This window comes from Marinomonas sp. NPDC078689, from assembly GCF_044542435.1.
Taxonomy (GTDB): Bacteria; Pseudomonadota; Gammaproteobacteria; order Pseudomonadales; family Marinomonadaceae; genus Marinomonas; species Marinomonas arenicola.
Window position 1 is genome coordinate 50,583 of record NZ_JBITUJ010000003.1, and the last position, 23,734, is coordinate 74,316.

General features: G+C 46.1%; 26 protein-coding genes. 18 read left to right on the forward strand and 8 right to left on the reverse strand.

Translation table 11 applies throughout. The features are described 5' to 3' along the window. Positions 1-7: 7 nt before the first annotated feature. The gene (gene cobO / locus ACIGBN_RS06370) at positions 8-616 is read left to right on the forward strand and encodes a cob(I)yrinic acid a,c-diamide adenosyltransferase (RefSeq protein WP_133004037.1); all 609 of its coding nucleotides are present in this window, start codon (positions 8-10) and stop codon (positions 614-616) included. A 114-nt stretch (positions 617-730) separates the two neighbouring features. Further along, complete coding sequence (locus ACIGBN_RS06375) at positions 731-1,081, forward strand: RidA family protein (protein WP_133004036.1); 351 nt, start codon at positions 731-733, stop codon at positions 1,079-1,081. A 212-nt stretch (positions 1,082-1,293) separates the two neighbouring features. Here the strand turns inward: ACIGBN_RS06375 and ACIGBN_RS06380 are convergent, their stop codons facing one another. Continuing rightward, the gene (locus ACIGBN_RS06380) at positions 1,294-1,785 is read right to left on the reverse strand and encodes a Crp/Fnr family transcriptional regulator (protein ID WP_133004035.1); all 492 of its coding nucleotides are present in this window, start codon (positions 1,783-1,785) and stop codon (positions 1,294-1,296) included. Positions 1,786-2,123: 338 nt separating this feature from the next. Here ACIGBN_RS06380 and ACIGBN_RS06385 point away from each other — a divergent pair, with 338 nt between their 5' ends. Further along, positions 2,124-3,710 (forward strand): ABC-F family ATPase, encoded by a 1,587-nt coding sequence (locus tag ACIGBN_RS06385; RefSeq protein ID WP_396664324.1) that lies wholly within the window; start codon positions 2,124-2,126, stop codon positions 3,708-3,710. A 74-nt stretch (positions 3,711-3,784) separates the two neighbouring features. Here ACIGBN_RS06385 and ACIGBN_RS06390 read toward each other — a convergent pair whose 3' ends face one another. The 4 genes from ACIGBN_RS06390 to ACIGBN_RS06405 all read right to left on the reverse strand — a co-directional run bounded on the left by ACIGBN_RS06390 (position 3,785) and on the right by ACIGBN_RS06405 (position 7,055). Then, the gene (locus ACIGBN_RS06390; protein WP_396664326.1) at positions 3,785-4,639 is read right to left on the reverse strand and encodes an MOSC domain-containing protein; all 855 of its coding nucleotides are present in this window, start codon (positions 4,637-4,639) and stop codon (positions 3,785-3,787) included. A gap of 162 nt (positions 4,640-4,801) precedes the next feature. Next, positions 4,802-5,968, reverse strand: a complete 1,167-nt coding sequence (locus tag ACIGBN_RS06395) for a type III PLP-dependent enzyme (RefSeq protein ID WP_396664328.1) — start codon at positions 5,966-5,968, stop codon at positions 4,802-4,804. A gap of 267 nt (positions 5,969-6,235) precedes the next feature. Beyond that, on the reverse strand, positions 6,236-6,646 hold the full coding sequence (locus tag ACIGBN_RS06400; RefSeq protein WP_133004031.1) for a DUF6691 family protein: 411 nt from the start codon (positions 6,644-6,646) through the stop codon (positions 6,236-6,238). Positions 6,647-6,656: 10 nt separating this feature from the next. Beyond that, positions 6,657-7,055, reverse strand: coding sequence for a YeeE/YedE family protein (locus ACIGBN_RS06405; protein WP_133004030.1), 399 nt, complete (start codon positions 7,053-7,055; stop codon positions 6,657-6,659). 208 nt (positions 7,056-7,263) lie between these two features. Here ACIGBN_RS06405 and ACIGBN_RS06410 point away from each other — a divergent pair, with 208 nt between their 5' ends. After that, a complete protein-coding gene (locus ACIGBN_RS06410) occupies positions 7,264-7,776 on the forward strand; it encodes a DUF6942 family protein (protein ID WP_396664331.1) in 513 nt (170 codons plus the stop codon). After that, entirely contained in the window at positions 7,761-8,201 is a 441-nt protein-coding gene (locus tag ACIGBN_RS06415) for a TerB family tellurite resistance protein (RefSeq protein ID WP_133004028.1), read from the forward strand. The genes ACIGBN_RS06410 and ACIGBN_RS06415 overlap by 16 nt, the downstream gene beginning before the upstream one ends. A 78-nt stretch (positions 8,202-8,279) precedes the next feature. On the opposite strand, the gene ACIGBN_RS06420 is transcribed toward ACIGBN_RS06415, so the two are convergent. Next, complete coding sequence (locus tag ACIGBN_RS06420; RefSeq protein ID WP_115896324.1) at positions 8,280-8,864, reverse strand: superoxide dismutase; 585 nt, start codon at positions 8,862-8,864, stop codon at positions 8,280-8,282. A gap of 156 nt (positions 8,865-9,020) precedes the next feature. On the opposite strand from ACIGBN_RS06420, the gene ACIGBN_RS06425 reads away from it, so the two are divergent. The 4 genes from ACIGBN_RS06425 (at position 9,021) to cysN (ending at position 14,135) form a co-directional block, all read left to right on the forward strand. Continuing rightward, on the forward strand, positions 9,021-9,953 hold the full coding sequence (locus ACIGBN_RS06425) for a hypothetical protein (protein ID WP_133004027.1): 933 nt from the start codon (positions 9,021-9,023) through the stop codon (positions 9,951-9,953). A gap of 116 nt (positions 9,954-10,069) precedes the next feature. Beyond that, positions 10,070-11,416: a tRNA 5-hydroxyuridine modification protein YegQ gene (gene yegQ / locus ACIGBN_RS06430; protein ID WP_396664334.1), complete on the forward strand. Its 1,347-nt coding sequence runs from the start codon at positions 10,070-10,072 to the stop codon at positions 11,414-11,416. A 169-nt stretch (positions 11,417-11,585) separates the two neighbouring features. Next, positions 11,586-12,491, forward strand: a complete 906-nt coding sequence (gene cysD / locus ACIGBN_RS06435) for a sulfate adenylyltransferase subunit CysD (RefSeq protein ID WP_133004025.1) — start codon at positions 11,586-11,588, stop codon at positions 12,489-12,491. 30 nt (positions 12,492-12,521) lie between these two features. After that, positions 12,522-14,135, forward strand: a complete 1,614-nt coding sequence (cysN, locus tag ACIGBN_RS06440) for a sulfate adenylyltransferase subunit CysN (RefSeq protein ID WP_133004024.1) — start codon at positions 12,522-12,524, stop codon at positions 14,133-14,135. Positions 14,136-14,207: 72 nt separating this feature from the next. Here cysN and ACIGBN_RS06445 read toward each other — a convergent pair whose 3' ends face one another. Both ACIGBN_RS06445 and ACIGBN_RS06450 read right to left on the reverse strand, forming a co-directional pair. Continuing rightward, positions 14,208-14,942 carry a siderophore-interacting protein gene (locus ACIGBN_RS06445; RefSeq protein WP_396664336.1) on the reverse strand — a complete coding sequence of 245 codons (735 nt, stop codon included), beginning with the start codon at positions 14,940-14,942 and terminating at the stop codon, positions 14,208-14,210. Positions 14,943-14,965: 23 nt separating this feature from the next. Beyond that, positions 14,966-15,388, reverse strand: a complete 423-nt coding sequence (locus tag ACIGBN_RS06450; protein WP_341564868.1) for a MarR family winged helix-turn-helix transcriptional regulator — start codon at positions 15,386-15,388, stop codon at positions 14,966-14,968. A 179-nt stretch (positions 15,389-15,567) separates the two neighbouring features. On the opposite strand from ACIGBN_RS06450, the gene ACIGBN_RS06455 reads away from it, so the two are divergent. The 9 genes from ACIGBN_RS06455 (at position 15,568) to tolB (ending at position 23,730) form a co-directional block, all read left to right on the forward strand. Next, positions 15,568-16,062, forward strand: a complete 495-nt coding sequence (locus ACIGBN_RS06455) for a transcription elongation factor GreAB (protein ID WP_396664338.1) — start codon at positions 15,568-15,570, stop codon at positions 16,060-16,062. 196 nt (positions 16,063-16,258) lie between these two features. Further along, positions 16,259-18,028, forward strand: a complete 1,770-nt coding sequence (gene aspS / locus ACIGBN_RS06460; RefSeq protein ID WP_396664340.1) for an aspartate--tRNA ligase — start codon at positions 16,259-16,261, stop codon at positions 18,026-18,028. 165 nt (positions 18,029-18,193) lie between these two features. After that, positions 18,194-18,751 carry a crossover junction endodeoxyribonuclease RuvC gene (gene ruvC, locus ACIGBN_RS06465; protein WP_133004019.1) on the forward strand — a complete coding sequence of 186 codons (558 nt, stop codon included), beginning with the start codon at positions 18,194-18,196 and terminating at the stop codon, positions 18,749-18,751. After that, positions 18,748-19,347, forward strand: a complete 600-nt coding sequence (ruvA, locus tag ACIGBN_RS06470) for a Holliday junction branch migration protein RuvA (protein WP_133004018.1) — start codon at positions 18,748-18,750, stop codon at positions 19,345-19,347. The genes ruvC and ruvA overlap by 4 nt, the downstream gene beginning before the upstream one ends. Before the next feature lie 6 nt (positions 19,348-19,353). Next, positions 19,354-20,367 (forward strand): Holliday junction branch migration DNA helicase RuvB, encoded by a 1,014-nt coding sequence (gene ruvB, locus ACIGBN_RS06475; protein WP_133004017.1) that lies wholly within the window; start codon positions 19,354-19,356, stop codon positions 20,365-20,367. Positions 20,368-20,376: 9 nt separating this feature from the next. Further along, positions 20,377-21,057: a protein TolQ gene (gene tolQ, locus ACIGBN_RS06480; RefSeq protein ID WP_133004016.1), complete on the forward strand. Its 681-nt coding sequence runs from the start codon at positions 20,377-20,379 to the stop codon at positions 21,055-21,057. Further along, the gene (gene tolR / locus ACIGBN_RS06485) at positions 21,057-21,485 is read left to right on the forward strand and encodes a protein TolR (protein WP_133004015.1); all 429 of its coding nucleotides are present in this window, start codon (positions 21,057-21,059) and stop codon (positions 21,483-21,485) included. The genes tolQ and tolR overlap by 1 nt, the downstream gene beginning before the upstream one ends. Continuing rightward, positions 21,485-22,432: a TonB C-terminal domain-containing protein gene (locus tag ACIGBN_RS06490; RefSeq protein ID WP_396664344.1), complete on the forward strand. Its 948-nt coding sequence runs from the start codon at positions 21,485-21,487 to the stop codon at positions 22,430-22,432. The genes tolR and ACIGBN_RS06490 overlap by 1 nt, the downstream gene beginning before the upstream one ends. Continuing rightward, positions 22,432-23,730: a Tol-Pal system beta propeller repeat protein TolB gene (gene tolB, locus ACIGBN_RS06495; RefSeq protein ID WP_133004013.1), complete on the forward strand. Its 1,299-nt coding sequence runs from the start codon at positions 22,432-22,434 to the stop codon at positions 23,728-23,730. The genes ACIGBN_RS06490 and tolB overlap by 1 nt, the downstream gene beginning before the upstream one ends. Positions 23,731-23,734: the final 4 nt, after the last annotated feature.

Genomic DNA, 23,734 nt, shown 5'->3' on the forward strand with positions numbered 1-23,734 from the left:
GAACACGATGGCAAAAACCATTAAAGATCCAGAACAGCATCAATTGCGCATGCAAGCAATCAAAAAGCACGTTGATAAACGCATTGCTAAAGCGCAAGAAGACAAGGGGACTTTTGTGTTGCTGACCGGCAATGGCAAGGGCAAATCCAGCTCGGCGCTTGGTATGGTGGCGCGCGCCTTGGGTCACGGTATGAAAGTGGGGGTGGTGCAGTTTTTAAAAGGCGAATGGAACACGGGCGAGATAGACTTTTTTAAAGCGCAGCCGAACGTTCAGTGGGAGATTATGCCGTCGGGTTTTACTTGGGAAACGCAAAACCGTGAGGCGGATATCGCATCGTCTAATGAAGCATGGCAGCAAGCGGCAGCCATGTTGGCAGACCCTGCTTTTGATTTGGTTGTGTTGGATGAATTGACCTATTTGTTGCACTACGAATACCTTGAAGAGGGTGTGGTGTTGGAGGCGTTGATGAATCGACCAGACACTCAGCATCTTGTGGTAACTGGCAGAGGAGCGTCGGAATCACTGGTTGAGTTAGCCGACACGGTGAGCGAGATAAAAGAAGTGAAACATGCTTTTAAGCGCGGCATAAAGGCACAGAAAGGACTGGAATTCTAAAAAACAGCCATATCATATTTTGTATCTTGGTTGTTTTTAAGTGGGATTCTCTATTTTTTATTTGTTAAGATTGTCCCCATTCACCCGTTAAGCAATCATTAGAGGAATTTGTTTATGTCTATTACACGTATGGAAACTGCCCAGCGCATGAGTCGCATTGTTAAGCATCAAGGAACCATTTACCTTTGTGGTCAAGTTGGGGCGGATGCCAATACTGATATTACTGAGCAAACGGCGACCATGCTCGATAAAGTGGAAAATCTGTTGGCGCAAGCAGGGTCTGATAAAGAGCATATCTTGTCTGCGACTATCTACATTCGTGATATGAAAGACTTTGCTGCCATGAACGCTGTTTGGGATGCTTGGGTGCCAGAAGGTCATGCTCCAGCACGCGCCTGTGTTGAAGCGCGTATGGCCAGAGCGGAGTTGTTAGTGGAGATTTCCGTGGTTGCCGCTGAGAAATAGTGTTGTTTGGCCACAGGTTGAAAAGATCAATCTGTGGCTCGCTTAATGTAGATTCAGTTTTTTTACCTTTTTGCTTCAGCCGTTGCTGAAGGCTGATGAACTTCTTTCAGTGCCATTCGTTTTTAATGCCATTCCCTTTCAATGCAAGCTTAAATCACGCTTCTTTCATTGCCTTATGATCCGCCCTGGTGACTGTCTTAATGATGCAGATGTCATAGGTGCGCGCCAACTTCATGCTCTACCAGTGCGTTACTGAGCTCTCTAATATTTCGCGCCATGTCTCTGGCCAAATTCATCAATAGTATTCCAAAATCGAAAGGGTAAGTGTCATGGAAATCACTGAAGAGGGTGCTGGTTACTTCAAGTAATAAGCTGTCTTCTTTGGCGTAGGCGGTGCCCACTCGTCCATGAAGAGCCACCATAGAGACGAAACCAATCGCTTCGCCAAATTCCACGTCACGCGTGTGTAATACTTTGTGTTGGTGTTGTTTGAAGAAGTCTAGGCTGCCGTGAAGGACAGCGTAAAAACTCTCTCCTTTGTCGTTGTAGTGGAAAATTTCATCGCCTTTTTGGGCAGCGTGAATAAGGCCGTTATCTAGAAGGTATTGTATGGCGTCTTCTGACAGTGCGCCGAAAATAGAGCCTTCTTTAAGCCGTTTGGGTGAAATGTCAAATTCTGTTTCATATGCTTGGACGGTACGCATTATGTTCTCCCGCCGATGTTGGTTATCTTTATTATCGGTTGTTGTGCGATATTCTTAAGCTGTTTTGCTTACGGTACAGTGTGAAGTAGACGCCTCTTTCAAGAAAAGGGGTGTTTTGTTTTCTCTGGTAACCATTAGAGCGAATATGTAACCAAGCGTTCAAAAATACAATCTATTCTCTGTGCCAAACAGAGGCGCTGTCACTTTACTTTGCTTTATTACGCGCAATAATGATTTTGTGGCTTAAAGAGTGAGAGGTATTTGTGCGATAATACGCGCCATCAAGGGCAGCTGATAATAAGCGCCTAAATTTACGTCATGAAAAGTGGAAGATTACCTTGTTAATAACGGCCAATATCACCATGCAATTTGGTGCCAAACCTTTGTTTGAAAATGTCTCCGTAAAATTTGCAGAAGGCAAACGCTACGGTTTAATCGGTGCAAATGGATGTGGTAAATCCACTTTCATGAAAATCCTTGGCGGTGATCTAGAGCCAAGTTCCGGCAACGTATCCAAAGATCCAAATGAGCGTCTTGGTAAGTTGAAACAGGACCAATTTGCTTACGAAGAATATTCTGTGATCGATACTGTGATCATGGGGCACACTGAATTGTGGGCTGTTAAGGCAGAAAAAGACGCGATCTACGCGAACCCTGAGATGACTGAGGAAGACGGCCTTCGTGCTGGCGACCTTGAAGCAGAATTTGCAGAAATGGACGGTTACACGGCTGACGCTCGTGCCGGAGAATTGTTGTTAGGCGTTGGTATCCCAACGGAACAGCATTACGGCCTAATGAGTGAAGTGGCTCCAGGTTTAAAACTGCGTGTATTGTTGGCGCAAGCCTTGTTCTCTGATCCTGAAATATTGTTATTGGACGAGCCTACCAACAACTTGGACATCAACACCATTCGTTGGTTGGAAGGGGTTTTGGTTGAGCGTAATTGCACCATGATCATTATTTCCCATGACCGTCACTTCTTGAACTCCGTGTGTACTAACATGGCTGACTTGGACTACGGTGAGTTGCGCCTTTTCTCTGGTAACTACGATGAGTACATGACCGCGGCGACACAAGCTCGTGAGCGTCTGTTGTCTGACAATGCGAAGAAAAAAGCACAAATTAACGAGCTGAAATCGTTCGTAAGTCGCTTTTCTGCGAACGCGTCAAAATCCAAACAAGCAACCTCTCGTGCGAAGCAAATTGATAAAATCCAGCTGGAAGACGTTAAGCCATCTAGCCGACAAAACCCATTTATTCGCTTTGAGCAAGAAAAGAAATTGCACCGTATGGCGGTTCAAGTGGAAAAATTGTCCAAGTCTTACGATGAGCAATTGTTCAGCGGCTTGAACATGATGGTGGAAGTGGGCGAGCGCATTGCGGTGATCGGGCCAAACGGTATCGGTAAAACCACCTTGTTGAAATGTTTGGTTGGCGATACAGAGCTAACGAGCGGTACTGTGAAATGGTCTGAAAATGCCAATATTGGTTACTACGCTCAAGATCACGCTCATGAATTTGAGAAAGACGTTGATTTGATCGAGTGGATGGGGCAGTGGGGTCAAGAAGGCGACGATGAGCAAGTTATTCGTGGCACTTTAGGGCGTTTGTTGTTCTCGCAAAATGACATCAAAAAGTCTATTAAGGTCTTATCTGGTGGTGAGCAAGGTCGTATGTTATTCGGTAAGTTGATGCTGCAAAAGCCCAACGTATTGGTAATGGATGAGCCGACTAACCACATGGACATGGAATCCATCGAGTCTTTGAACTTGGCGCTTGAAAACTACCCAGGCACCTTGATTTTTGTCAGTCATGACCGCGAGTTTGTCTCTTCTTTGGCAACCCGTATTATGGAAGTAACCAGTGAAGGCATCGTTGACTTCCACGGTACTTACGACGAATACTTGGCAAAACAAGAAGCTTAATCATCGCTTTTTGATTGCAAATAAAAAGGGAAGCCAGTGTTGGCTTCCCTTTTTTTATGTCTATTGATCGAGACTTACTGCTTAGAGGACTTGATGCGCCTGTCATCCAGCACTGGCGCGTCTTGATATTCTAAAATTTCTACGCGGTCTCCTTGCTGAATAGTGCCGCTATTTTCAGCAATCAGGTTGATCCCAAACAGCACGCCTTCTTTTTTCACAAGACGGAATTTCCCAAGGGTTTTCATCGGTTCGCCTTTTCTGCTGCGTTCGCCCGTATCTGGGTTGATGGTGGTGAAAATGCAGCGCTCACAAGGTTTGACGTTCTCAAATATGACGTCGCCAATCTTAATGCGTTTCCAGCTGTCTTCGGCAAAAGGAAGGTCGCCATCGACCACAATGTTAGGGCGAAATTGCGCCATTTGGATGTCTTCTGGACAGCTTTTATTGAGTTCGTCGAGTGAGGCTTTGGTGGTCAGCAAAAATGGGTAGCCATCGGCAAAAGCAACCGGTTTGTCAGGTCGACGACTGGTGACGCGGGAGGATTGGTCACCAAAGTACACCAGGGCTACCTCGTCGTTGAGGATTTTGCTGAACCACTGGTTTGCTTGTTCGGAGCAAGATTGTCCGGCTACTGGGTTCTCCCAAATGATCACCTCTTGGTAATCTTCTTTAAAGGTGCTGGGATCAAGATCTAAAGGGGATTCTGCATTAGGATGGGTTAACTGCCAGCGATCTTCGCCCAATGGCAATGCCGTTAATAACGTGAGCGTAGGGTACTCTCTGCCCGTCAAAAAATCACCGTTTGGCTTGGTGATCATGTAGCGTCGGTCGCCTAATAAGCCATCTAGATTTACTTGGCTGGTGGTTAGGGAGATGCCTTTAATGGACTTTATTGGGTAAATGCAGAGGTCGCTAACAAAATAAGACAAGGTGTTCTCCTTATATAGATAAGGCAATTATCCTTAACTTCTCGATGGCTGCAACCGGCTTATGGTTATTTAATGGTGAGGCGCAATAAAAAGCCTCGCTGGATGGTCCCAGCGAGGCGCTGTGTTTTAACGATGGCTTACTGGAAAGTAAGCGAACGAAGATTATAAGTAGTAAGACGCCAGCGGCGGAAAGCCGTTGAATTCCACAGCACTGTAAGTGGTGGTGTAGGCGCCTGTTGATAGCCAGTACATGCGGTCGCCAATGGCCAGATTCAATGGCAAGCCGTATTTGTAGTTCTCATACATGATGTCGGCACTGTCGCACGTAGGACCGGCAATGATCACTTCTTCCAACTCGCCTTTCTTATCAACATGGATAGGGTATTTAATGGACTCATCCAGTGTTTCAATAAGGCCTGAGAATTTACCCACATCCGTGTATACCCAGCGGTTTAGTGCTGTGTTGGACTTGCGTGCAATCAACACAACTTCGCTGACCAAAATACCCGCGTTCGAAATCAAAGAGCGGCCTGGTTCAAGAATGATGCGTGGCAAATCGTCGCCAAAGTCTTCTTCTAAAAAGCGCGAGATCTCTTCCGCGTAAGTCGACAATTCGTTGGTGCGAGTGATGTAATTGGCAGGAAAACCACCGCCCATATTGATCATTTCAAGCTCAATACCATCTTCTTCTTTTAGGCGTTCAAAAATCACCTTCACACTGGCAATCGCCGCATCCCAAGCACCAATGTCACGCTGCTGAGAGCCTACATGGAAAGATATGCCGTATGGAATCAGGCCAAGTTCTTTCGCCAATACCAACAAGTCCATTGCCATATCTGGTCGACAGCCGAATTTACGCGATAGTGGCCAGTCAGCAGTAACAGTGCCTTCTGTTAAAATGCGCACATAGACCCGAGAGCCAGGTGCGGCTTTAGCAATATTACGTAGGTCAGCTTCTGAATCTGTAGCAAACATACGTACGCCTTTTTCGTAAAAGTAGCGAACGTCCTGTGCTTTTTTAATGGTGTTGCCGTAGCTAACACGCTCAGGCGACACGCCGCCAATGGCAAGCAGTTTGTCTAGCTCGTAACGAGACGCCACATCAAAATTTGAGCCGCGGTCACGCAATAAAGTCAGAATTTCTGGCGCTGGGTTGGCTTTAATGGCGTAAAAAATATCGGCCACAGGGAAGCCTGTTGTAATTTCAGTGTAGGCTTCATCAATCATGGCTGTGTCGATCACAACAAAAGGGGTTTCTTTTGTTTCAGCAAAAGCTTTGAAGCGGGCGAAACGTTCTGGAGAGTAGAAAGAATGGACGTCGATCGTCATGGAATTAGGTTCCTTTTTGGCTAAACATAAACCGGATTAAAGTGATGAAACGTCTTTACCTCCCCCCATCCTACTTATGGCTGTTACTTATCCGGCTCGAGGGCCTTAAGCGACTAGCGCAGCAGTTGAAGCGGTGCGGATTATGTTCAGCAAATGACGCGGGCGCAATTTAAAACCCTAAAGGGTTAGCGTCAAGTATTTTTTATGTTTTTTACAATGAAAAATTCCCTTTTAAAAAGAAGCGAATCGTCTTGTCCTGATAGGGCTTTATTTGGTTGGTTGAAATTGATACAAGGCGCTGCCTGCAATCAATGCGATAACAAAATACAGACCTTCTGCTGGGTTGTTGATGAGTGCGGTTAAGCCAGGCCCTGGGCAATAGCCGCTGAGTCCCCAACCGATACCAAAAAGGGCGCTACCGAGGATCAATTTGCTGTCAATTATTTTGGCTGTGGGAAGCGACCAGAGATCGGTGAGCAGAGGTTTGATTTGTTTTTTGCTGATCAGATAGCCAATCATGCTCACGGCGACCGCAGCGGCCATTACAATGATCAAAGAAGGGTTCCAGTTGCCAAAAATATCCAAGAAGCCAATCACCACGGCAGGGTTGGTCATTTCCGACAGTGCGAGACCAAAACCAAAAAGTAAACCGCAAAGCAGTGTGATGAAAAATATCATGATGATCTCCTTAGTGAGTAAGTGCCACGGTTATGATGGCAGTGGAAATGAAAATGGCGGTCGCCACCATAGAGCGAGGCGAGAGTCTGGCGAGGCCACATACACCATGACCACTGGTGCAGCCATTTCCTAGGCGGGTGCCATAACCCACAAGCAATCCAGAAACAATCATCAGCCATGGGCTTCGTATGTCTGGGAATGGGACGGTTTGCTGGGTGAATACACCATAGGCGCTGCCGCCGATGATTAAACCCAGCAAAAAAATCAAAGGCAGCGTTTTGTTGGCCTTAAATAAGGATTGCGCAAGCATACCGCTAATGCCCAGCACCTTACCCGTTGTGATTAGGTAAATCGCCGCAGCGAGGCCAATGAGAAGGCCGCCGAATAAGGGATTATAGAAAGAGGTCATAACTGGCTCCAGTAACATCAGTATTGTCTAATATAGAGTAACACAAACATTAGCATTTTCTAATGTTTGTGTGTTATTTGGTGTTAATCAATGACTCGTGGGCATGAGAATGCCTTGTTGCTGCACACTCTTGACCAAAATTACTTGGATATCCTAAGTCTGCTAGAATGCATCTATATACACTAATAAGCACAAAAGGTTTGAGAGAGTGTCTACCTTAATGGAAAAAAATGTGTCGTCACAGCCGATGATGGGGGTATGCCCTCGGCAAGCAGAGTACGTCTTTGTTTTGCCAAATCCGCCTATCATGCCGGCATCAAAGGATGAGCAACAGCTTGGCTGTGTGCCTGCACTGATTGCGCTAAATGGCAATCACTGGCGAAAAATTGTTACTATTATCGCCAAACTGACCGCCCCTGAGCTTGATCTGTGGCGCCAATGGCGAGACGAGATGCTGACGAACAATGTCGCCATCGTGTTTTCGACAGGGCATACCGATAAGCTAACCGGCAAGGTGTTTTTTGTCGGTAATGAGGTTCGTGGGCAAGTGCCTGTGCCTGATGAGGCGCTCGTTTGTGGAGAACGTCATATTGCCTTTGTAACCAATAATCGTATTTGGTGTCCCTATTTGGATTACCGTCAATTTCCCAATGTATTAGTCGATGAGCTCCGTCAGTCTATACAAAACCATCGTTTGGAGAGTGCATGTTTCACGTGTTAAAAAGTCTTTTTCAAGTATCGGCAGAGCCTGAAGAGCAAATCAGTTATCAAAGAGCCGTAGCGGCTTTGATGATGGAGGTTGTGATGGCAGATGACACGATTGATGAAAATGAAGTGCAGCAGGTAAAGCGATTTTTACGTGAGGCGACCGATCTCGGCGACAGCGTTGAAGAGGTCTATGAAGAGGCGAAAGCGGGCATTGCCGAGGCGAATGATTTTTACCAATTCACTAAGGTCATTAATGAGACGGCGAGCGTTGAGCAGAAAATCGAACTGGTAAAAGGTTTATGGCGAGTGGCGTTTGCCGATGGTGTTGTGGATGCCTATGAAGATCATCGTATCCGTCGAATCAGTGAGCTGCTTTTTATGCCACATTCCGAGTTTATTCAGGCCAAATTGGCGGTAAAAGCCGAGCTCGGCTCTTAAGAGGCTGCGAATCGATTTCCTGTAGACAATAAAAACGCGGCCAAGGCCGCGTTTTTTGACTGCATTGCTTAGTGTGGCTTAGGCTGCGAAGTTTGCTGCTGCAAATTCCCAGTTAGCCAATGCCCAGAATCCTTTAAGGTAATCAGGACGAACGTTGCGGTAGTCGATGTAGTAAGCGTGTTCCCACAAGTCTACAGTGATGATAGCGGTTAGGCCGTCAGTCATTGGAGTGCCTGCGTTGCTAGTGTTAACTATGTCTAGAGAACCGTCAGCTGTTTTTACTAACCAAGTCCAGCTAGAGCCGAAGTTGTTGACTGCTTTGTCATTGAACGCTTCTTGGAACTGAGCGAAAGAGCCCCATTTTGCGTTGATGGCATCAGCAAGTGCGCCAGTTGGCTCACCGCCACCATTTGGGCTAAGGCTGTTCCAGAAGAAAGTGTGGTTCCAGATTTGCGCTGCGTTATTGAAAACACCGCCCGCTGGCGCGGAAGTGATGATCTCTTCTAGAGATTTGTTTTCGTATTCAGTACCAGGAACCAAGCCATTAAGCTTAACTACGTACGTGTTGTGGTGCTTTCCGTAGTGATACTCAAGTGTCTCTACAGACATGTGCGGCTCTAGTGCATCTTTAGCATAAGGAAGAGCGGGTAATTCAAAAGCCATTTCAATTCTCCTTGCTTTATATTAACGAAAAATGCTTGTTATCAAGCAGTTAATGGTGCTTATATAGTATCATTGAACTTTCGAATATAATATTCATTAAGTTTGTATGGTTATTAATTCCATAATTTTTATTGATAGCGAAGAAATAAGATTTCCATGCCTAGAGACGAGAACGTTGACATCCCAAGCCTGAAGCTAGACCAAGATGAGGTCAGCGATAGAAGGGCAACATCCAGCACACCTAAGCGTCGCTTGAACCCACCGCCAGCCAGAGCCGTTAGCGCATCGGCTGGGGCAACGAGCTATAAAAAACCGAGTTTAGTGGGTGTGTATATTCTGCTTATTTTGATCCTTGCCGCCGCGGCGGGTGCCGGTTATTGGTTGTGGCAGCAAAACATGCAGCTGCGCAATGAACTGTCGAATGCGAAAGGTCAAATTGAAAACCTGGATCATCAGTTTTTAGCGGCCGATGTGTCTGCGAATAAGCAAGGTGAGACGGTTGAGCAAACCTTAAAAAATCATGACAGTGAGATCCGCAAGCTGTGGGCAGTGGCTTACGATACCAATCGTAAAACCTTGTCTGCTCATACGGATGCCATTGAAGCCATGCAGAAAAAGCTGTCTATCATGAACGACGCGGTGTCGACTCAAACCCAAAGAGTGGCAATCCAAAGCGATGCGTTTAATGAACTAGAAGCAAATTACAATAAGCTCATTCGCTCGGTTGCAGACCTTGATAAGGCCGTAAAACCGATCACCAAAGACTGGCCGTCTGTGTCGACTAAGTTGACTGGCTTAGAGAAAGAGGTGGCGTCGCAAAAAGGCAAGGATGAGGCGCAAGCGTTGAGCCTTGATCAAGCGTCACAAGACATAGATTCCCTAGAGAAGAAACTGACGGCATTGGCCAACAAGCCTAATGGCGCGAGCAATGAAGAGCTGGCTGACATGAAACGCACGTTAAGTAATCAGCAAGATGCGATTAACGCCATTGATGCTTTCCGCTCTCAGATGAACACTCAGGTGTTGCGCTTGAATAAACAAATCAATCAGCTTTTACTGCAGCAGCAGTTGAGTTCAGAAGCGAATTAATTTGATGTAAATCATGGAAAGGCCGACTCGTTCGGCCTTTTTTGTGTCTCCAAATAGCGTCATAGAAGAGTTTGGGTAGAATGCGCGCATTCATTCCAATCAAGACTAATGACCTTATGACCGAATTACTTTCCCCTGCGGGCACGCTTAAAAATATGCGCTACGCCTTTGCCTATGGTTCCGATGCGGTTTACGCCGGCCAGCCACGCTATAGCTTGCGTGTGCGCAATAACGATTTTGATATGGCGAACTTGGCCATCGGTATTGAAGAAGCGCATCAGCAGGGCAAAAAACTCTATGTGGCGAGTAATATCGCGCCGCATAACGCCAAAATAAAAACCTACCTTAAAGACATTGAGCCCGTGATTGAGATGGGGCCAGATGCGCTGATCATGTCGGATCCTGGCATGATGATGCTGGTTAAAGAAAAGTTTCCTGACATGCCGATACATTTGTCGGTGCAAGCTAACGCAGTGAATTGGGCGACGGTCAAATTCTGGCACAACTATGGCTTGAGTCGCGTGATTCTTTCTCGAGAATTGTCACTAGAGGAAATCGGCGACATCCGCACCATGGTGCCAGACATGGAGATAGAAACCTTTGTGCATGGCTCCTTATGCATTGCTTATTCTGGGCGTTGTTTGTTGTCAGGGTATTTTAATCGACGGGACCCGAACCAAGGCTCCTGCACCAACTCTTGTCGCTGGCAGTACGATGTTAAGGCCGCCAAAGAAGACGTAAGCGGCGACATAGTGCCAGCCGATGGCAGTCATTTAGGGGCGCACGTTTTTGACCCTAAAGAGCAAACCACATTGGGGGTTGGTAAGCCGTTTGATGACGTGGTGTTATTGCGCGAACAAGGTCGAGAAGGGGAGTTTATGCCAGCCTTTGAAGACGAGCATGGCACTTACATTATGAACAGTCGAGATCTGCGGGCGATCCAGCACGTTGAGAAATTGATCGAAATGGGGGTGCATTCCCTAAAGATTGAAGGTCGGACTAAATCGCATTTCTACGCCGCTCGTACGGCTCAGTTATACCGCCAAGCAATTGACGACGTACACTACGGCAAAGCCTTCGACATGGGCTTAATGGACAAGTTGGAAGGTCTGGCGCATCGAGGTTATACGGAAGGGTTTTACCGTCGTCATGTGCACGACCAATATCAGAATTATCAGCATGGAAAATCGATCTCAACGCAGCAGCAGTTTGTTGGAGAAATGCTGGATTGGCATGATGGATGGTTAACAGTCGATGTAAAAAATCGTTTTAAAAGTGGTGACACCTTAGAGTTGATGACGCCGTCGGGCAGTCAGCTGATCGAGCTTCAAGCAATGGAAAATAAGCAAGGGGAGCGGACAGAGGTGGCGCCAGGTTCGGGGCATGTGGTCCGTATCCCGCTCTCTGTCAGACCTGAAGGTCTTGAATATGGTTTGATAATGAGAAACCTACCAAACGCATAGCCTCAAGCTCTGTTTTTAAAGAGGTCGTGTTGGATTTCTATAAAGGCTCAGCTTATGAGCCTTTTTTAATATCTATATATCAACATGGTCTAGTTATGAGGGTTTTTATAACAGAAAGGCATGTTATAGTGAAAAAAATGCTCAAGCCTTATAACAGAGATGGGAAATTATGACAGAGGCAAGACTGACTCACCTAAAACAGCTAGAAGCTGAAAGCATTCACATTATTCGTGAAGTCGCTGCTGAATTTGACAATCCAGTAATGCTTTATTCCATTGGTAAAGACTCAGCCGTGATGCTGCACCTTGCCATGAAAGCATTCTATCCTGGTAAACCACCGTTTCCACTGATGCATGTGGACACAGGTTGGAAATTCAAAGAAATGATCACCTTCCGTGATGAATTGGTTGCCAAGCTAGGTTTGGAACTGATTGTTCATCAAAATCAAGAAGGGATTGATCAAGGCATTGGGCCATTCACCCATGGTAGTGCGACGCACACCGATGTGATGAAAACCCAAGGTCTAAAACAAGCGTTAGACAAATACGGTTTCGATGCGGCCTTCGGTGGTGCACGTCGTGACGAAGAGAAGTCTCGTGCCAAAGAGCGCGTGTACTCTTTCCGTGACAAGCAACACCGTTGGGACCCTAAAAACCAACGTCCAGAGTTATGGAATATCTATAACGGCAAAGTCAATAAAGGCGAAAGCATCCGTGTTTTCCCATTGTCTAACTGGACGGAACTGGACATCTGGCAATACATCTATTTAGAAAGTATTCCTATTGTTCCTCTTTACTTCTCTGCTAAACGTCCTGTTGTTGAGCGTGATGGCACCTTGATCATGGTTGATGATGATCGTATGCCGTTAAATGGCGAAACGCCTGAAATGAAGTCTGTTCGTTTCCGTACGCTTGGCTGTTACCCGCTTACCGGTGCGGTGGAGTCTGAAGCCGACACATTGCCTGAAATCATCCAGGAAATGTTGCTCACCACGAGTTCAGAGCGCCAAGGCAGAATGATCGACCATGACTCCGCTGGGTCTATGGAAGAGAAAAAGAAACAGGGCTACTTCTAAGTTTGAAGTAAAGAAAGTTTGGAGTAACGAATGTCTCACCAGTCAGAATTGATCAGCCAAGACATACTTGGCTATTTGAAACAACATGAAGAAAAAGACCTACTGCGTTTGCTTACTTGTGGCAACGTAGACGATGGTAAAAGTACACTTATCGGCCGTTTGCTGCATGATTCTAAATTGATTTATGAAGATCATTTAGAGGCGGTAAAACGTGACAGTAAAAAATCGGGTACCCAAGGCGAAGGCGTAGATTTGGCGCTTTTGGTGGATGGTCTGCAAGCGGAGCGCGAGCAGGGTATTACCATTGATGTGGCGTACCGTTATTTCTCTACTGAAAAACGTAAGTTCATCATTGCGGACACACCAGGACACGAGCAATACACGCGTAATATGGCAACCGGCGCGTCCACTTGTGACTTAGCCATTATTTTGATCGATGCTCGTTACGGTGTGCAAACACAAACTCGCCGTCATTCTTATATTGCTGCGTTATTGGGTATTAAGCACGTTGTTGTGGCAATAAACAAAATGGATTTGGTGGATTTCTCGGAAGAGAAATACAAAGAAATCCAAGCTGACTACTTAGCGTTTGTTGAGCAACTAGGCGATCGTAAGCCTGCGGACATTCATTTCGTCCCAATGTCTGCATTGCAAGGCGATAACGTGGTTAACGCCTCTGAAAGCACGCCTTGGTACCAAGGTAAGCCATTGATGGCGATTTTGGAAACCGTGCAAATTAACCGTGACGTGAAGCGTGATTCTTTCCGTTTGCCAGTGCAGTATGTGAACCGTCCAAACCTAGATTTCCGTGGTTTCTCAGGAACCATAGCGGCTGGTGTGGTTAAGCCAGGTGATGAAGTCGTTGCTTTGCCTTCTGGTAAAAAATCGAAAGTCGCCGAGATTGTGACTTACGATGGCAACCTTGAGTCTGCGAAAGCCGGGCAGGCGGTGACCATTACCCTAGAAGACGAAATTGATATCAGTCGTGGCGACATGCTGTCTCACCTAGACCAAGAGCCGTTAATCGCTTCGGCGCTACGCGCATCTGTTGTGTGGATGGCCGATCAGCCATTGGTGCCTGGTAAGTTGTATGACTTTAAACTGGGTACGCAAACAGTACCGGGTAAAGTGCATCACTTTAATCACCGTGTTGATGTGAATACTTTGGAAACCAGTGACATTTCAGCGCTTGAGCTCAATGGCATTGGTGATTGTGTGATTCAATTTGATGCGCCAGTCGCGTTTGATGAATACACAAACAGCCGTTTTACTGGTGCTCTTATTGTGATTGACCGTCTAACCAACGTGACCGTTGGTGCTGGTATGGTTGAGCAAGCGGTTGCCGATTTAGATGAAGACACGATTGTTAGTGCAGAAGACCGCGCCGCTCGTCTTGGTCAAAAGCCTGCGGTTATCGCCTTGTCTGCTGAAGTATTGGCGCAAGCTGAATCCGTAGAGCGATTATTGTTGCGTCAAGGTGTTGTAGCATTAGCAAAAGCCAATGCCACGGCTGCTGAAGCGGCCTTGATTCGCGAAACGGGTGTGACTTTATTGGTTGCTGATACCAGCATTGCCGATACAGAAATCGTTGAAACAAAAGTAGACAATGTAATTGATTTGATTATTGAGCAAGTGCGCTTGTAATTTCTTATCATTGTTGCAGAGTCAAAAAAAGCCAGCTTCATCGCTGGCTTTTTATTTTGTTTTTTTTAGAGCTTATGCCACTTCGGCCTCAGCGCGTTTAACGGCTTTGTGCTGATCTTCGTTGCTGCCTTGTTTCCAGTAGCTTGAGATATAAAGGTTGCTCTTTTCGACCTTTTTCTCTTCTTTAAAGAAGCGACGCAGTGCTTTAATGCTGCCAAATTCGCACGCGGCCCATATGGACACGTCGTCGGATAGCCATTCCAATGCTTTCACTTCTTCTAGCAAGGCTTGTTCGTTACTGCCTGGCTGAGCATTGATAACCCATTTAATCTCAATGCCTGCTGGGTGTTTAAGCGTTTGAATGTCGGCTTCAGACACCACTTCGATTACCGCATAGCCTTTTGCGTCGGCCGGTAGCGTTTCAAGATTGACGCTGATGGCCGGTAGGGCGGTCATATCGCCGATCAAAAGCTGCCATTGGGCTGACTCTTCGATCATTTTTTTAGGGCCAGGTCCGCCAATAAGAATGCGGTCACCCGCTTTGGCGTTTTTTGCCCATGAAGACGCTGGACCTGAATCCTCATGAAGCATGAAGTCGATGTCGATCTCGTCCGCGCGTTGTTTGCGTATGGTGTAAGTGCGCATTAGGCGGCCGCTTTCGCTAGGGAAAATAAGTTTTACGTATCCGCTTTCTTGATTTTCCGGCATGGTGTTCATGTTTTCGCCACCTAAGGTAACTCTTAGCATGTGCGGTGTTACTAGAGTGGTGTTGATAACAACGAGCTCTCTTGGTTGTGGTCTGCTCATAAGTTTCTCCTGAATATAATGTATTATTCGCATAAATTTCTAATCATGATTTCTGCGTAGTGTTTGAAGTCTTTGATCTCTTGTTCGCTCAACCCATGGGTCATTTTTGCCGATGTGGTGCTATCGAGCGTGATCATGGTGTCTATGACGCTTTGCCCTGACTGTGTGAGAAGCAATAATTGGCTTCTATGGTTATCGGGGTTAGGGTGTTTTTCTATGTGACCTTTGCTAAGCAGTTCTTTTATAATTCGCGCCACTTGCGATTTATCTAAATTCATTCTTTGTGAGATCACCTGAGCACTGCATTTGGGAATGTTGCGTATGCATTTCAATGCTCTTATGTGACCAATATGAAGATCCAAATGAGAGTCACTGATGGTGCGTTTGACCTGGGACTTATAGCAATGGATAAGTCTGTGCAGTGATTCATCAAGGTTGCTTGGCATAAAAGTGACTCGCTTCTTATATGAGAACGATTATCACTATAGTTTTATTGGTTGACTTTGTCAATTGAGAAAATGCCTTGCCGTGAGGCTTCCTTGTATCTTGCTTATTCATTGCACCAATTTCTTGATAAAAGAGCGTGATTAATAATGTGTCGTACCCCTAGTTGTTGTGAGACGAAATGAACAAAGTAACCGTGTATGAAGCCATAATAAGCGCTCTTGAAAAACGCTTTGAGACCGCGAAATGGGCCGCGAACCAAGCTTACGACGCGGCGACCAGTGAAGAGAGTGTGGCGGAAAATAAATACGATACCTTCGGATTGGAGGCGTCCTATCTTGCCCATGGGCAGTCACAAAGAGTGTTGGAGTGTGAAAAGGATTTTTTAAGCTTTTCGAATCACAAGGCGGTGTTCTTCGGTGAAGACGATGAGATAAAAACAGGGGCGCTAGTGGGCCTGATCGAGGTCAATGCGCAACAGAAAAATAGCAAATGGTTTTATCTTTCTGCTTGTGCGGGAGGCTTAAGTGTTGAGCTAGGCGATGGTAAAAGTGTCTTTTTGGTTACCCCATCTAGCCCAGTAGGGCTGACACTGGTTGGTAAAATGGAAGGCGACGAAGTGCTTTTGAAGCAATCTGGAATCGAAATTGTTTATGAAATAGCCAGTGTCTTATGAAGAAATGGACTGTTATAGACAAATTTCCTTCTTACTCTAGAGAGTATGACTTGGTTCGCATATAATGCTTTGCCTTAAAATATTTTGGCTTTTTGTTTTCCTCCTTATATGGGAAACACATTTTGTTTTCTGGTCTAACAAAAAGCGAACAAAGAACACTTCACTCTCTTACTGAGACAGTAATAGGATAGAAATTATGCGCAGCCATTATTGCGGCGAATTAAATGCTTCTAACATTTCACAAGAAATCACTTTATGTGGTTGGGTTCATCGTCGCCGTGACCACGGCGGGGTTATTTTCTTAGACGTGCGTGATCGCGAAGGCATCACTCAGGTGGTATTTGACCCAGATCGTGCAGACAGTTTTGCCATTGCGGACAGTGTTCGTAACGAATTTGTTGTTAAGCTAAAAGGCTTGGTTCGTGCTCGTCCAGAAGGGACAGTTAACCCAAACATGAACACAGGTGAGATCGAAGTCTTGGGCTTAGAGCTTGAGATTCTAAACTCCGCAAAAACACCACCATTCCAGCTTGATGAGCATCAATCTGTTGGTGAAGACGTTCGTTTGAAAAACCGTTTTATCGATTTACGTCGTCCAGAAATTCAGCAAAAAATGCGTTTTCGCTCAAAAGTAACGTCTGTATTGCGTCGCTACTTGGATGACAATGGCTTCTTAGACATCGAAACGCCGATTCTAACGCGCGCAACACCAGAAGGTGCGCGTGATTATTTGGTACCAAGCCGTACTCAACAAGGTAGCTTCTTTGCGCTTCCTCAGTCTCCTCAGTTGTTCAAGCAGCTGTTGATGGTGTCTGGTTTTGATCGTTACTACCAAATTGCTAAATGTTTCCGTGATGAAGATTTGCGTGCCGATCGCCAACCTGAATTCACTCAAGTAGACATCGAAACGTCTTTCATGAGCGAAGAGCAGATCATGGGCATGACAGAAGAAATGATCACGAGCTTGTTTAAAGAGCTAATGAACATTGATTTGGGCACCTTCCCACGCATGCCTTACTCTGAAGCAATGGAAACCTACGGCAGCGACAAGCCTGATCTACGTATTCCATTGACGATTGTGACCGTGTCTGACCTGATGGCAGACGTGGACTTTAAAGTCTTCTCTGGCCCAGCAAAAGACCCTAAAGGTCGTGTTGCCGCATTGAAAGTGCCTGGCGGTAACTCGCTGACTCGTAAGCAAATTGACGAGTACACTAAATTTGTTGGTATTTACGGCGCCAAAGGGTTGGCTTACATCAAGGTGAACGACAAGTCTAACCTTGAAGAAGGCCTACAGTCTCCAATCGTTAAGTTCTTACCGATGGAAGTACGCCAAGAATTGATGACTCGTCTTGATGCACAAGATGGCGACTTGATCTTCTTCGGCTCGGATTCTGCAAAAGTCGTAAACGAAGCTTTGGGTGCATTACGTTGCAAGTTGGGTGAAGATCTTAACTTGTACACTTGTGAGTGGGCGCCTTTATGGGTAGTTGACTTCCCAATGTTTGAAGAAACATCCGATGGTGGCATCACGGCTATTCACCATCCTTTCACTGCGCCTTCTTGCTCTCCAGAAGCGCTAAAAGCAGATCCGCTTAATGCCTTGTCTCAAGCATACGACATGGTCTTGAATGGTACTGAGTTGGGCGGTGGTTCGATCCGTATTCACCAGTCTTCTATGCAAGAAACTGTGTTTGAGTTGCTTAATATCAGTGAAGAAGAGCAAGAAGAGAAATTTGGCTTCTTACTAGACGCATTGAAATTTGGTGCGCCACCGCATGGTGGTTTGGCATTCGGTCTAGATCGCCTCGTTATGTTGATGACAGGTTCGGCTTCTATTCGTGACGTCATTGCCTTCCCGAAAACACAAAGTGCGACTTGTTTGTTAACTCAAGCACCAGGTGAAGTAAGCGATAAACAGTTGAAAGAGCTGAATATTCGCGTTAGAAAGCCAGTGACAGAGTAAGCTTAGCGCCACCTTCGCTCTACTGACGGTGATGTTTGTTAAGAGAGCGAAAAAAAAATGTAAAAGGCCGTTATTAAACGGCCTTTTTTTATGTCAGGATTGTATACTCTGTAAGTTAAAGGCTGTTGAAATATACAGTAATATTGACTCTTTAATAGGTTAATGATGGCGACGACCAGAATTTTAGCAATAGACCCAGGCTCAAGAATAACGGGCTTTGGCATTATTGATGTGACTAATGGTAAGTCTGTCTATGTGAATAGCGGCTGTGTTCGCTTACCCGATGAGGCCTTATCTGTTCGCCTTAAGGTGATTTTTAATTCTGTCACCACCTTGTTGGATGAATACGCGCCAGACGAATTTGCCATTGAAGAAGTGTTTCTTGCGAAAAATGCCAACTCAGCCTTAAAACTGGGGCAAGCAAGGGGGGCGGCCATTGTGGCGGCAGCGCTCAAAGAGCTGTTTGTTAACGAGTACGCTGCGCGACGCGTCAAACAATCTGTGGTTGGCAATGGCAACGCAGACAAAACCCAAGTGCAAGCCATGGTTCAGTTGTTATTAGGCTTGTCTTCTCCTCCGCAAGCCGACGCAGCCGATGCGCTCGCGATTGCATTGTGTCATGCTAATACAAGAACATCAGGCGGCCTGGAATATGGCGTCGGGAAAAGAGCAGGGCGAACGTCAAAGCGTTGGTCTGAAATGGATATAAGGAAAAGTGTGTGATAGGTAGGATTGCTGGAACATTGATCGAGAAATCGCCGCCGGAATTGTTGGTGGATGTAAATGGCATCGGCTATGAACTTAGCGCCTCGATGACAACGATTTATGAGTTGCCGCCGATTGGTGGTAGCGTGGTTCTGTATACGCATTTTCAAGTAAAAGAAGACTCGCATACGCTTTACGGCTTCATTGATAAAAGTGAGCGCGCGCTGTTTAAAGTGCTGATCAAGGTAAATGGCATAGGCCCTAAAATGGCCTTAGCAGTCTTGTCTAGCATGTCGTCGGAAGAGTTGATTGCCAATGTGCAGGAGTCTGACGTCACTGCATTAACCAGGATTCCGGGGGTAGGTAAGAAAACCGCGGAACGCTTGATCATTGAATTAAGAGACAAATTGGGGCAAGCCGCGAAAACGGATCTTTTTTCCACCCCAGCGGTATTGAAACAAGTCCAAGCCGACCCAAGACAAGAAGCCGAAGCGGCTCTTATTTCATTGGGTTACAAACCTCAAGAAGCGGCCAAAGCGATCGCCACTGTGCCTGTAGATGCAGCGAGCAGTGAAGAGGTTATTAAAGCGGCATTAAAAGCCATGCTAAGGTAATAGAAGATGATAGAAAGTGATCGTATTATCTCGGCAGAATTAAAAGGCACAGATCGACAAGTCGATCGTGCCATTCGACCGCAGTCCCTTGCTGAGTACATCGGCCAGCCAGTGGTCAAAGAGCAAATGGATATTTTTATTCAAGCCGCTCGCCAGCGTGGAGAACCACTGGATCATTCATTGATCTTTGGGCCACCAGGGCTGGGTAAAACCACATTGGCGAATATCATTGCCAATGAAATGGGCGCAGAAATCAAAACCACTTCAGGACCTGTGCTCGAAAGGGCGGGAGATTTGGCGGCATTATTAACCAATCTTAATGAAGGTGATGTGCTCTTTATTGATGAAATACATCGCTTGAGTCCTGCTATTGAAGAGGTCTTGTATCCTGCGATGGAAGATTATCAGTTGGATATCATGATCGGGGAAGGGCCTGCGGCGCGTTCGATTAAAATTGAACTCCCACCCTTTACGCTGGTCGGAGCAACCACACGAGCGGGTTTGCTGACATCGCCGTTGCGAGACCGCTTTGGTATCGTACAGCGTTTAGAGTTTTATGATGTTGAGTCGCTGACCACCATAGTGGCGCGCTCAGCCAGCAAAATGGGCATGGAGCTTGACCAATCCGGAAGCTTTGAAGTGGCGCGTCGCTCCCGTGGTACGCCGCGAATTGCCAACCGACTGTTGCGTCGTGTTAGAGACGTGGCGCAGGTTAATGGCGATGTGTTAGTGGGGCAAAAAGTTGCTCAGCGTGCACTGGATATGTTAAGTGTAGATAGTCAAGGCTTTGATCATTTAGATCGTCGTATGTTATTGACTATGATAGAGAAGTTTGACGGCAGACCGGTTGGGTTAGACAGTGTTGCCGCGGCGGTGGGCGAAGACAAAGACACCATCGAAGATGTTATTGAGCCTTTTTTAATACAACAAGGCTTTGTTATACGAACGCCTCGAGGTCGCCAAGTTACGAAGCGCGCCTACGAGCATTTTAATTACCAGCTACCTTCAGATTTTAAATAGAGGTTAAAAATGTCAATTTTGGGTTTAATTGCCAGCGCTAGTTTTGTTGTGCAAATGGTTATGTTGATACTGTTGGCAGCATCCATCTTTTCTTGGGTAATTATCTTTCAAAGAATGCGTGTGCTAAAGCAAGCTAAGAAAGTAAGAACAGAATTTGAAGATGAGTTTTGGTCCGGCATCGATTTGAGCAAGCTTTATAAAAAGCTCACACAAGAAGGTCGAAAAGTAGAAGGGATCGAAGGCATTTTTACAGCGGGTATTAAAGAGTTTACGCGCTTACGTCAAAGTCATAATGTCGAGCCTGATGCGGTTATGGAAGGGGTTCAGCGTACTATGCGTGTGGCCTTGTATCGAGAAGAAGAGAAGCTAGAAAAACACCTTTCCTTTTTGGCAACAGTGGGTTCAACAAGCCCTTATATCGGCTTGTTTGGTACGGTTTGGGGCATCATGCATTCCTTTATTGGATTGGCAGACGTTCAGCAAGCCACACTGGCGACGGTCGCACCGGGTATCGCGGAAGCGCTCATTGCGACGGCCATTGGTTTGGTGGCTGCGATTCCGGCGGTTATTGCGTACAACCGTTTCTCAACGGTGGCAGAATCACTGGCGTCAGGCTATGAAAATTTCTCCGATGAATTCACCAGTATTCTTCATCGTAAGGTACACGTGAGAGAGGGAGGCGTAGCATAGTGCCTCGCTCTAGAAGAAGACAAAAACGTCGCCCTATGGCTGAGATCAATGTGGTTCCTTACATTGATGTTATGCTGGTGTTGTTGGTGATCTTTATGATCACAGCGCCGATGCTTACCCAAGGGGTGGATGTTAAGTTACCTAACGCCAATGCATCGCCTATTCAGCAAACAGAAACCGATGTGATGATTGCTTCTGTCGACAGTAATGGGCAGTTTTATTTGGACTTTGGCGGCAAGCAAGAGCCGATCGAGTTGGATGCTTTGCAGGCGAGGGTAAAAAAGGTATTAAACCAAAACCCTAGAATCCCCGTACTGGTCAGAGGTGATAAAAATGTCTCTTATGGTGCGGTTGTTGGTCTAATGGTGGCTTTGCAAGGAGCTGGCGTGCCCAATGTGGGATTGGTAACGGAGCCGGACAATAATTAATGAATTTGCTGAGTAAAGACAGTTACGGCGTTCCCGCCTTATTGGCGGTTGGCCTTCATCTAGTTATTGTTGCTGCGTGTTTTGTGGCGGTGGACTTTAGCGATAATGAAAAGCCTCTGCCTAAGCGACCTCCTATTGTGAATGCGACTGTGGTGGATATTTCACAGACCATTATTGGCAAGCGTGAGGAAGAAAAGAAAAAAATTATTCAGCAGCAGGCGATAGCGAAAAAAGAAAAAGAGAAAGAAGCTCAGCAAAAAGCCAAAAAGCTAGAGCAGAGAAAAGCGCTAGAGGCCCAAAAGAAACGCCTAGCTCAAGCTAAAGAAGCGAAGAAAAAAGCCGTTGAACAGGCTGCTGCAAAGAAAAAAGCCGCTGCTGAGAAAGAGAAGGCCGCTGACGCGGCTAAGAAAAAACAGCAAGAAGCCTTAATCGCGAAACAAGAGGCGGAAAAGAAAAAACGCATTGAGCAAGAAAAGGCCGCGCAAGAGAAAAAGCGTCAGGCGGAAGAAGCAAAACAATTAGCGGAAAAAGAGAGACAGCGTAAGCAGGCTGCCGCTCGAGAAGCGGAAAAAGAGCGCTTAGCGAAAGAAGCCGCTGAAGCGGCCGCAGCGAAAAAAGCGGAAGAAGAGAAGAAAGCCGCAGAAGAGGCCCAAATGGTGCAATCGATCAGTGGTTTAATCAATGATCGAATCACCGCTGCGTGGAATCGCCCACCGAGCGCTCGAAATGGCATGAAAACAGAGTTGGCCATTTCTTTCTTGCCGTCGGGTGAAGTGTTGGCCGTGAACATTATTAAGGGAAGTGGCGACGCCTTGTTTGATCAGCGTGCAGAAGACGCCGCAAGGAGCATTGTTGTTAAGGAGTTATCGGAAGTGGACCCTTATGTGTTTGACAGAAACTTTCGAAGAGTTGTAATTATTTTTAATCCACAGGACTTAAGAAACTAATGATATTACGTAAATGGTTCTTAGTATTTTTCACCTGCTTTGTCTTTGTTAGTACCGCAAGGGCGCAGCTTGTTATTGAGGTCACCAGTGGGGCAGATCAATTGTTGCCTATCGCTGTTGTTCCATTTGGTTACAACGGTACGGATGCACTACCTGAAGATATTGCTCAAATTGTTCAAGACGATTTGACGCGCAGTGGTTTATTTCAGGCGATTCCGCGCTCTAGCATGCTAAGCCAACCTTCAAAAGAAGCGGATGTGTTTTATCGTGATTGGCGCTTATTAAAAAGTGATTATGTGGTGATTGGCTCGGTGAAAAAAATCGCCGCCAATCGCTATCGTGTTGGTTTTGAATTGCTCAATGTGTTGAGCCAGAAGCCGGTTGAGAAGCATGCCTCCATCGATGTGAACGCTTCAAACCTTCGCGATGCGGCTCATTACATCAGTGATAAGGTGTATCAGCTGTTGACTGGGCTTCCTGGCGCTTTCAGTACGCGTATTCTTTATGTAACAACAGAAGGCAATCGCCTTGCGCCTACTTTCAAATTGCAAGTGGCGGACGCAGACGGCCATAGACCTCAAGTTATCGTAGAGTCAAAAGAGCCTATCTTGTCGCCATCTTGGAGTGGTAATGGTAAGTACATTGCTTATGTGATGTTCAGAAACCGTCGTCCTAATATCTTTATTCAAGAATTAGCGACGGGGAAAAGACAGCAAGTGGCTCGCTTTAGAGGCCTAAATGGTGCACCTGCTTGGTCTCCAGATGGTAAGAAATTGGCCTTGGTGTTGTCGAAAGATGGTAACCCTGAAATCTATACGTTAAATATTGCTACACAAAAACTAGAGCGTATGACCAATCATTATGCTATTGATACAGAACCAAGCTGGGAGCCAGATGGCAAAGGTATTATTTTTACCTCTGACCGTGGTGGCAACCCGCAAATATATCGTCTTGATGTTAAGACAAAGCGTGTAGAGCGTGTTACGTTTGAAGGTGACTCAAACAGTAAGGGTGAGCTTACGCCTGATGGGCGCTACCTTGTTACGGTTCAAAAAGACGATGGTAATTACCACATCGCGCTACAAGACATGAAAACAGGTCGAGTAAAAATATTAACTCGCACCTATTTAGACGAATCGCCAACTATTGCGCCGAATGGTAGCATGGTTATGTATGCCACCAGTGAAAACGGAAAAGGCATATTGGCAGTTGTATCCGTTGATGGGCTTGTGAAATACAAGCTGCCGTCAGCAGATGGAGATGTACGTGAACCAGCATGGTCTCCGTACTTCAAATAAAGAC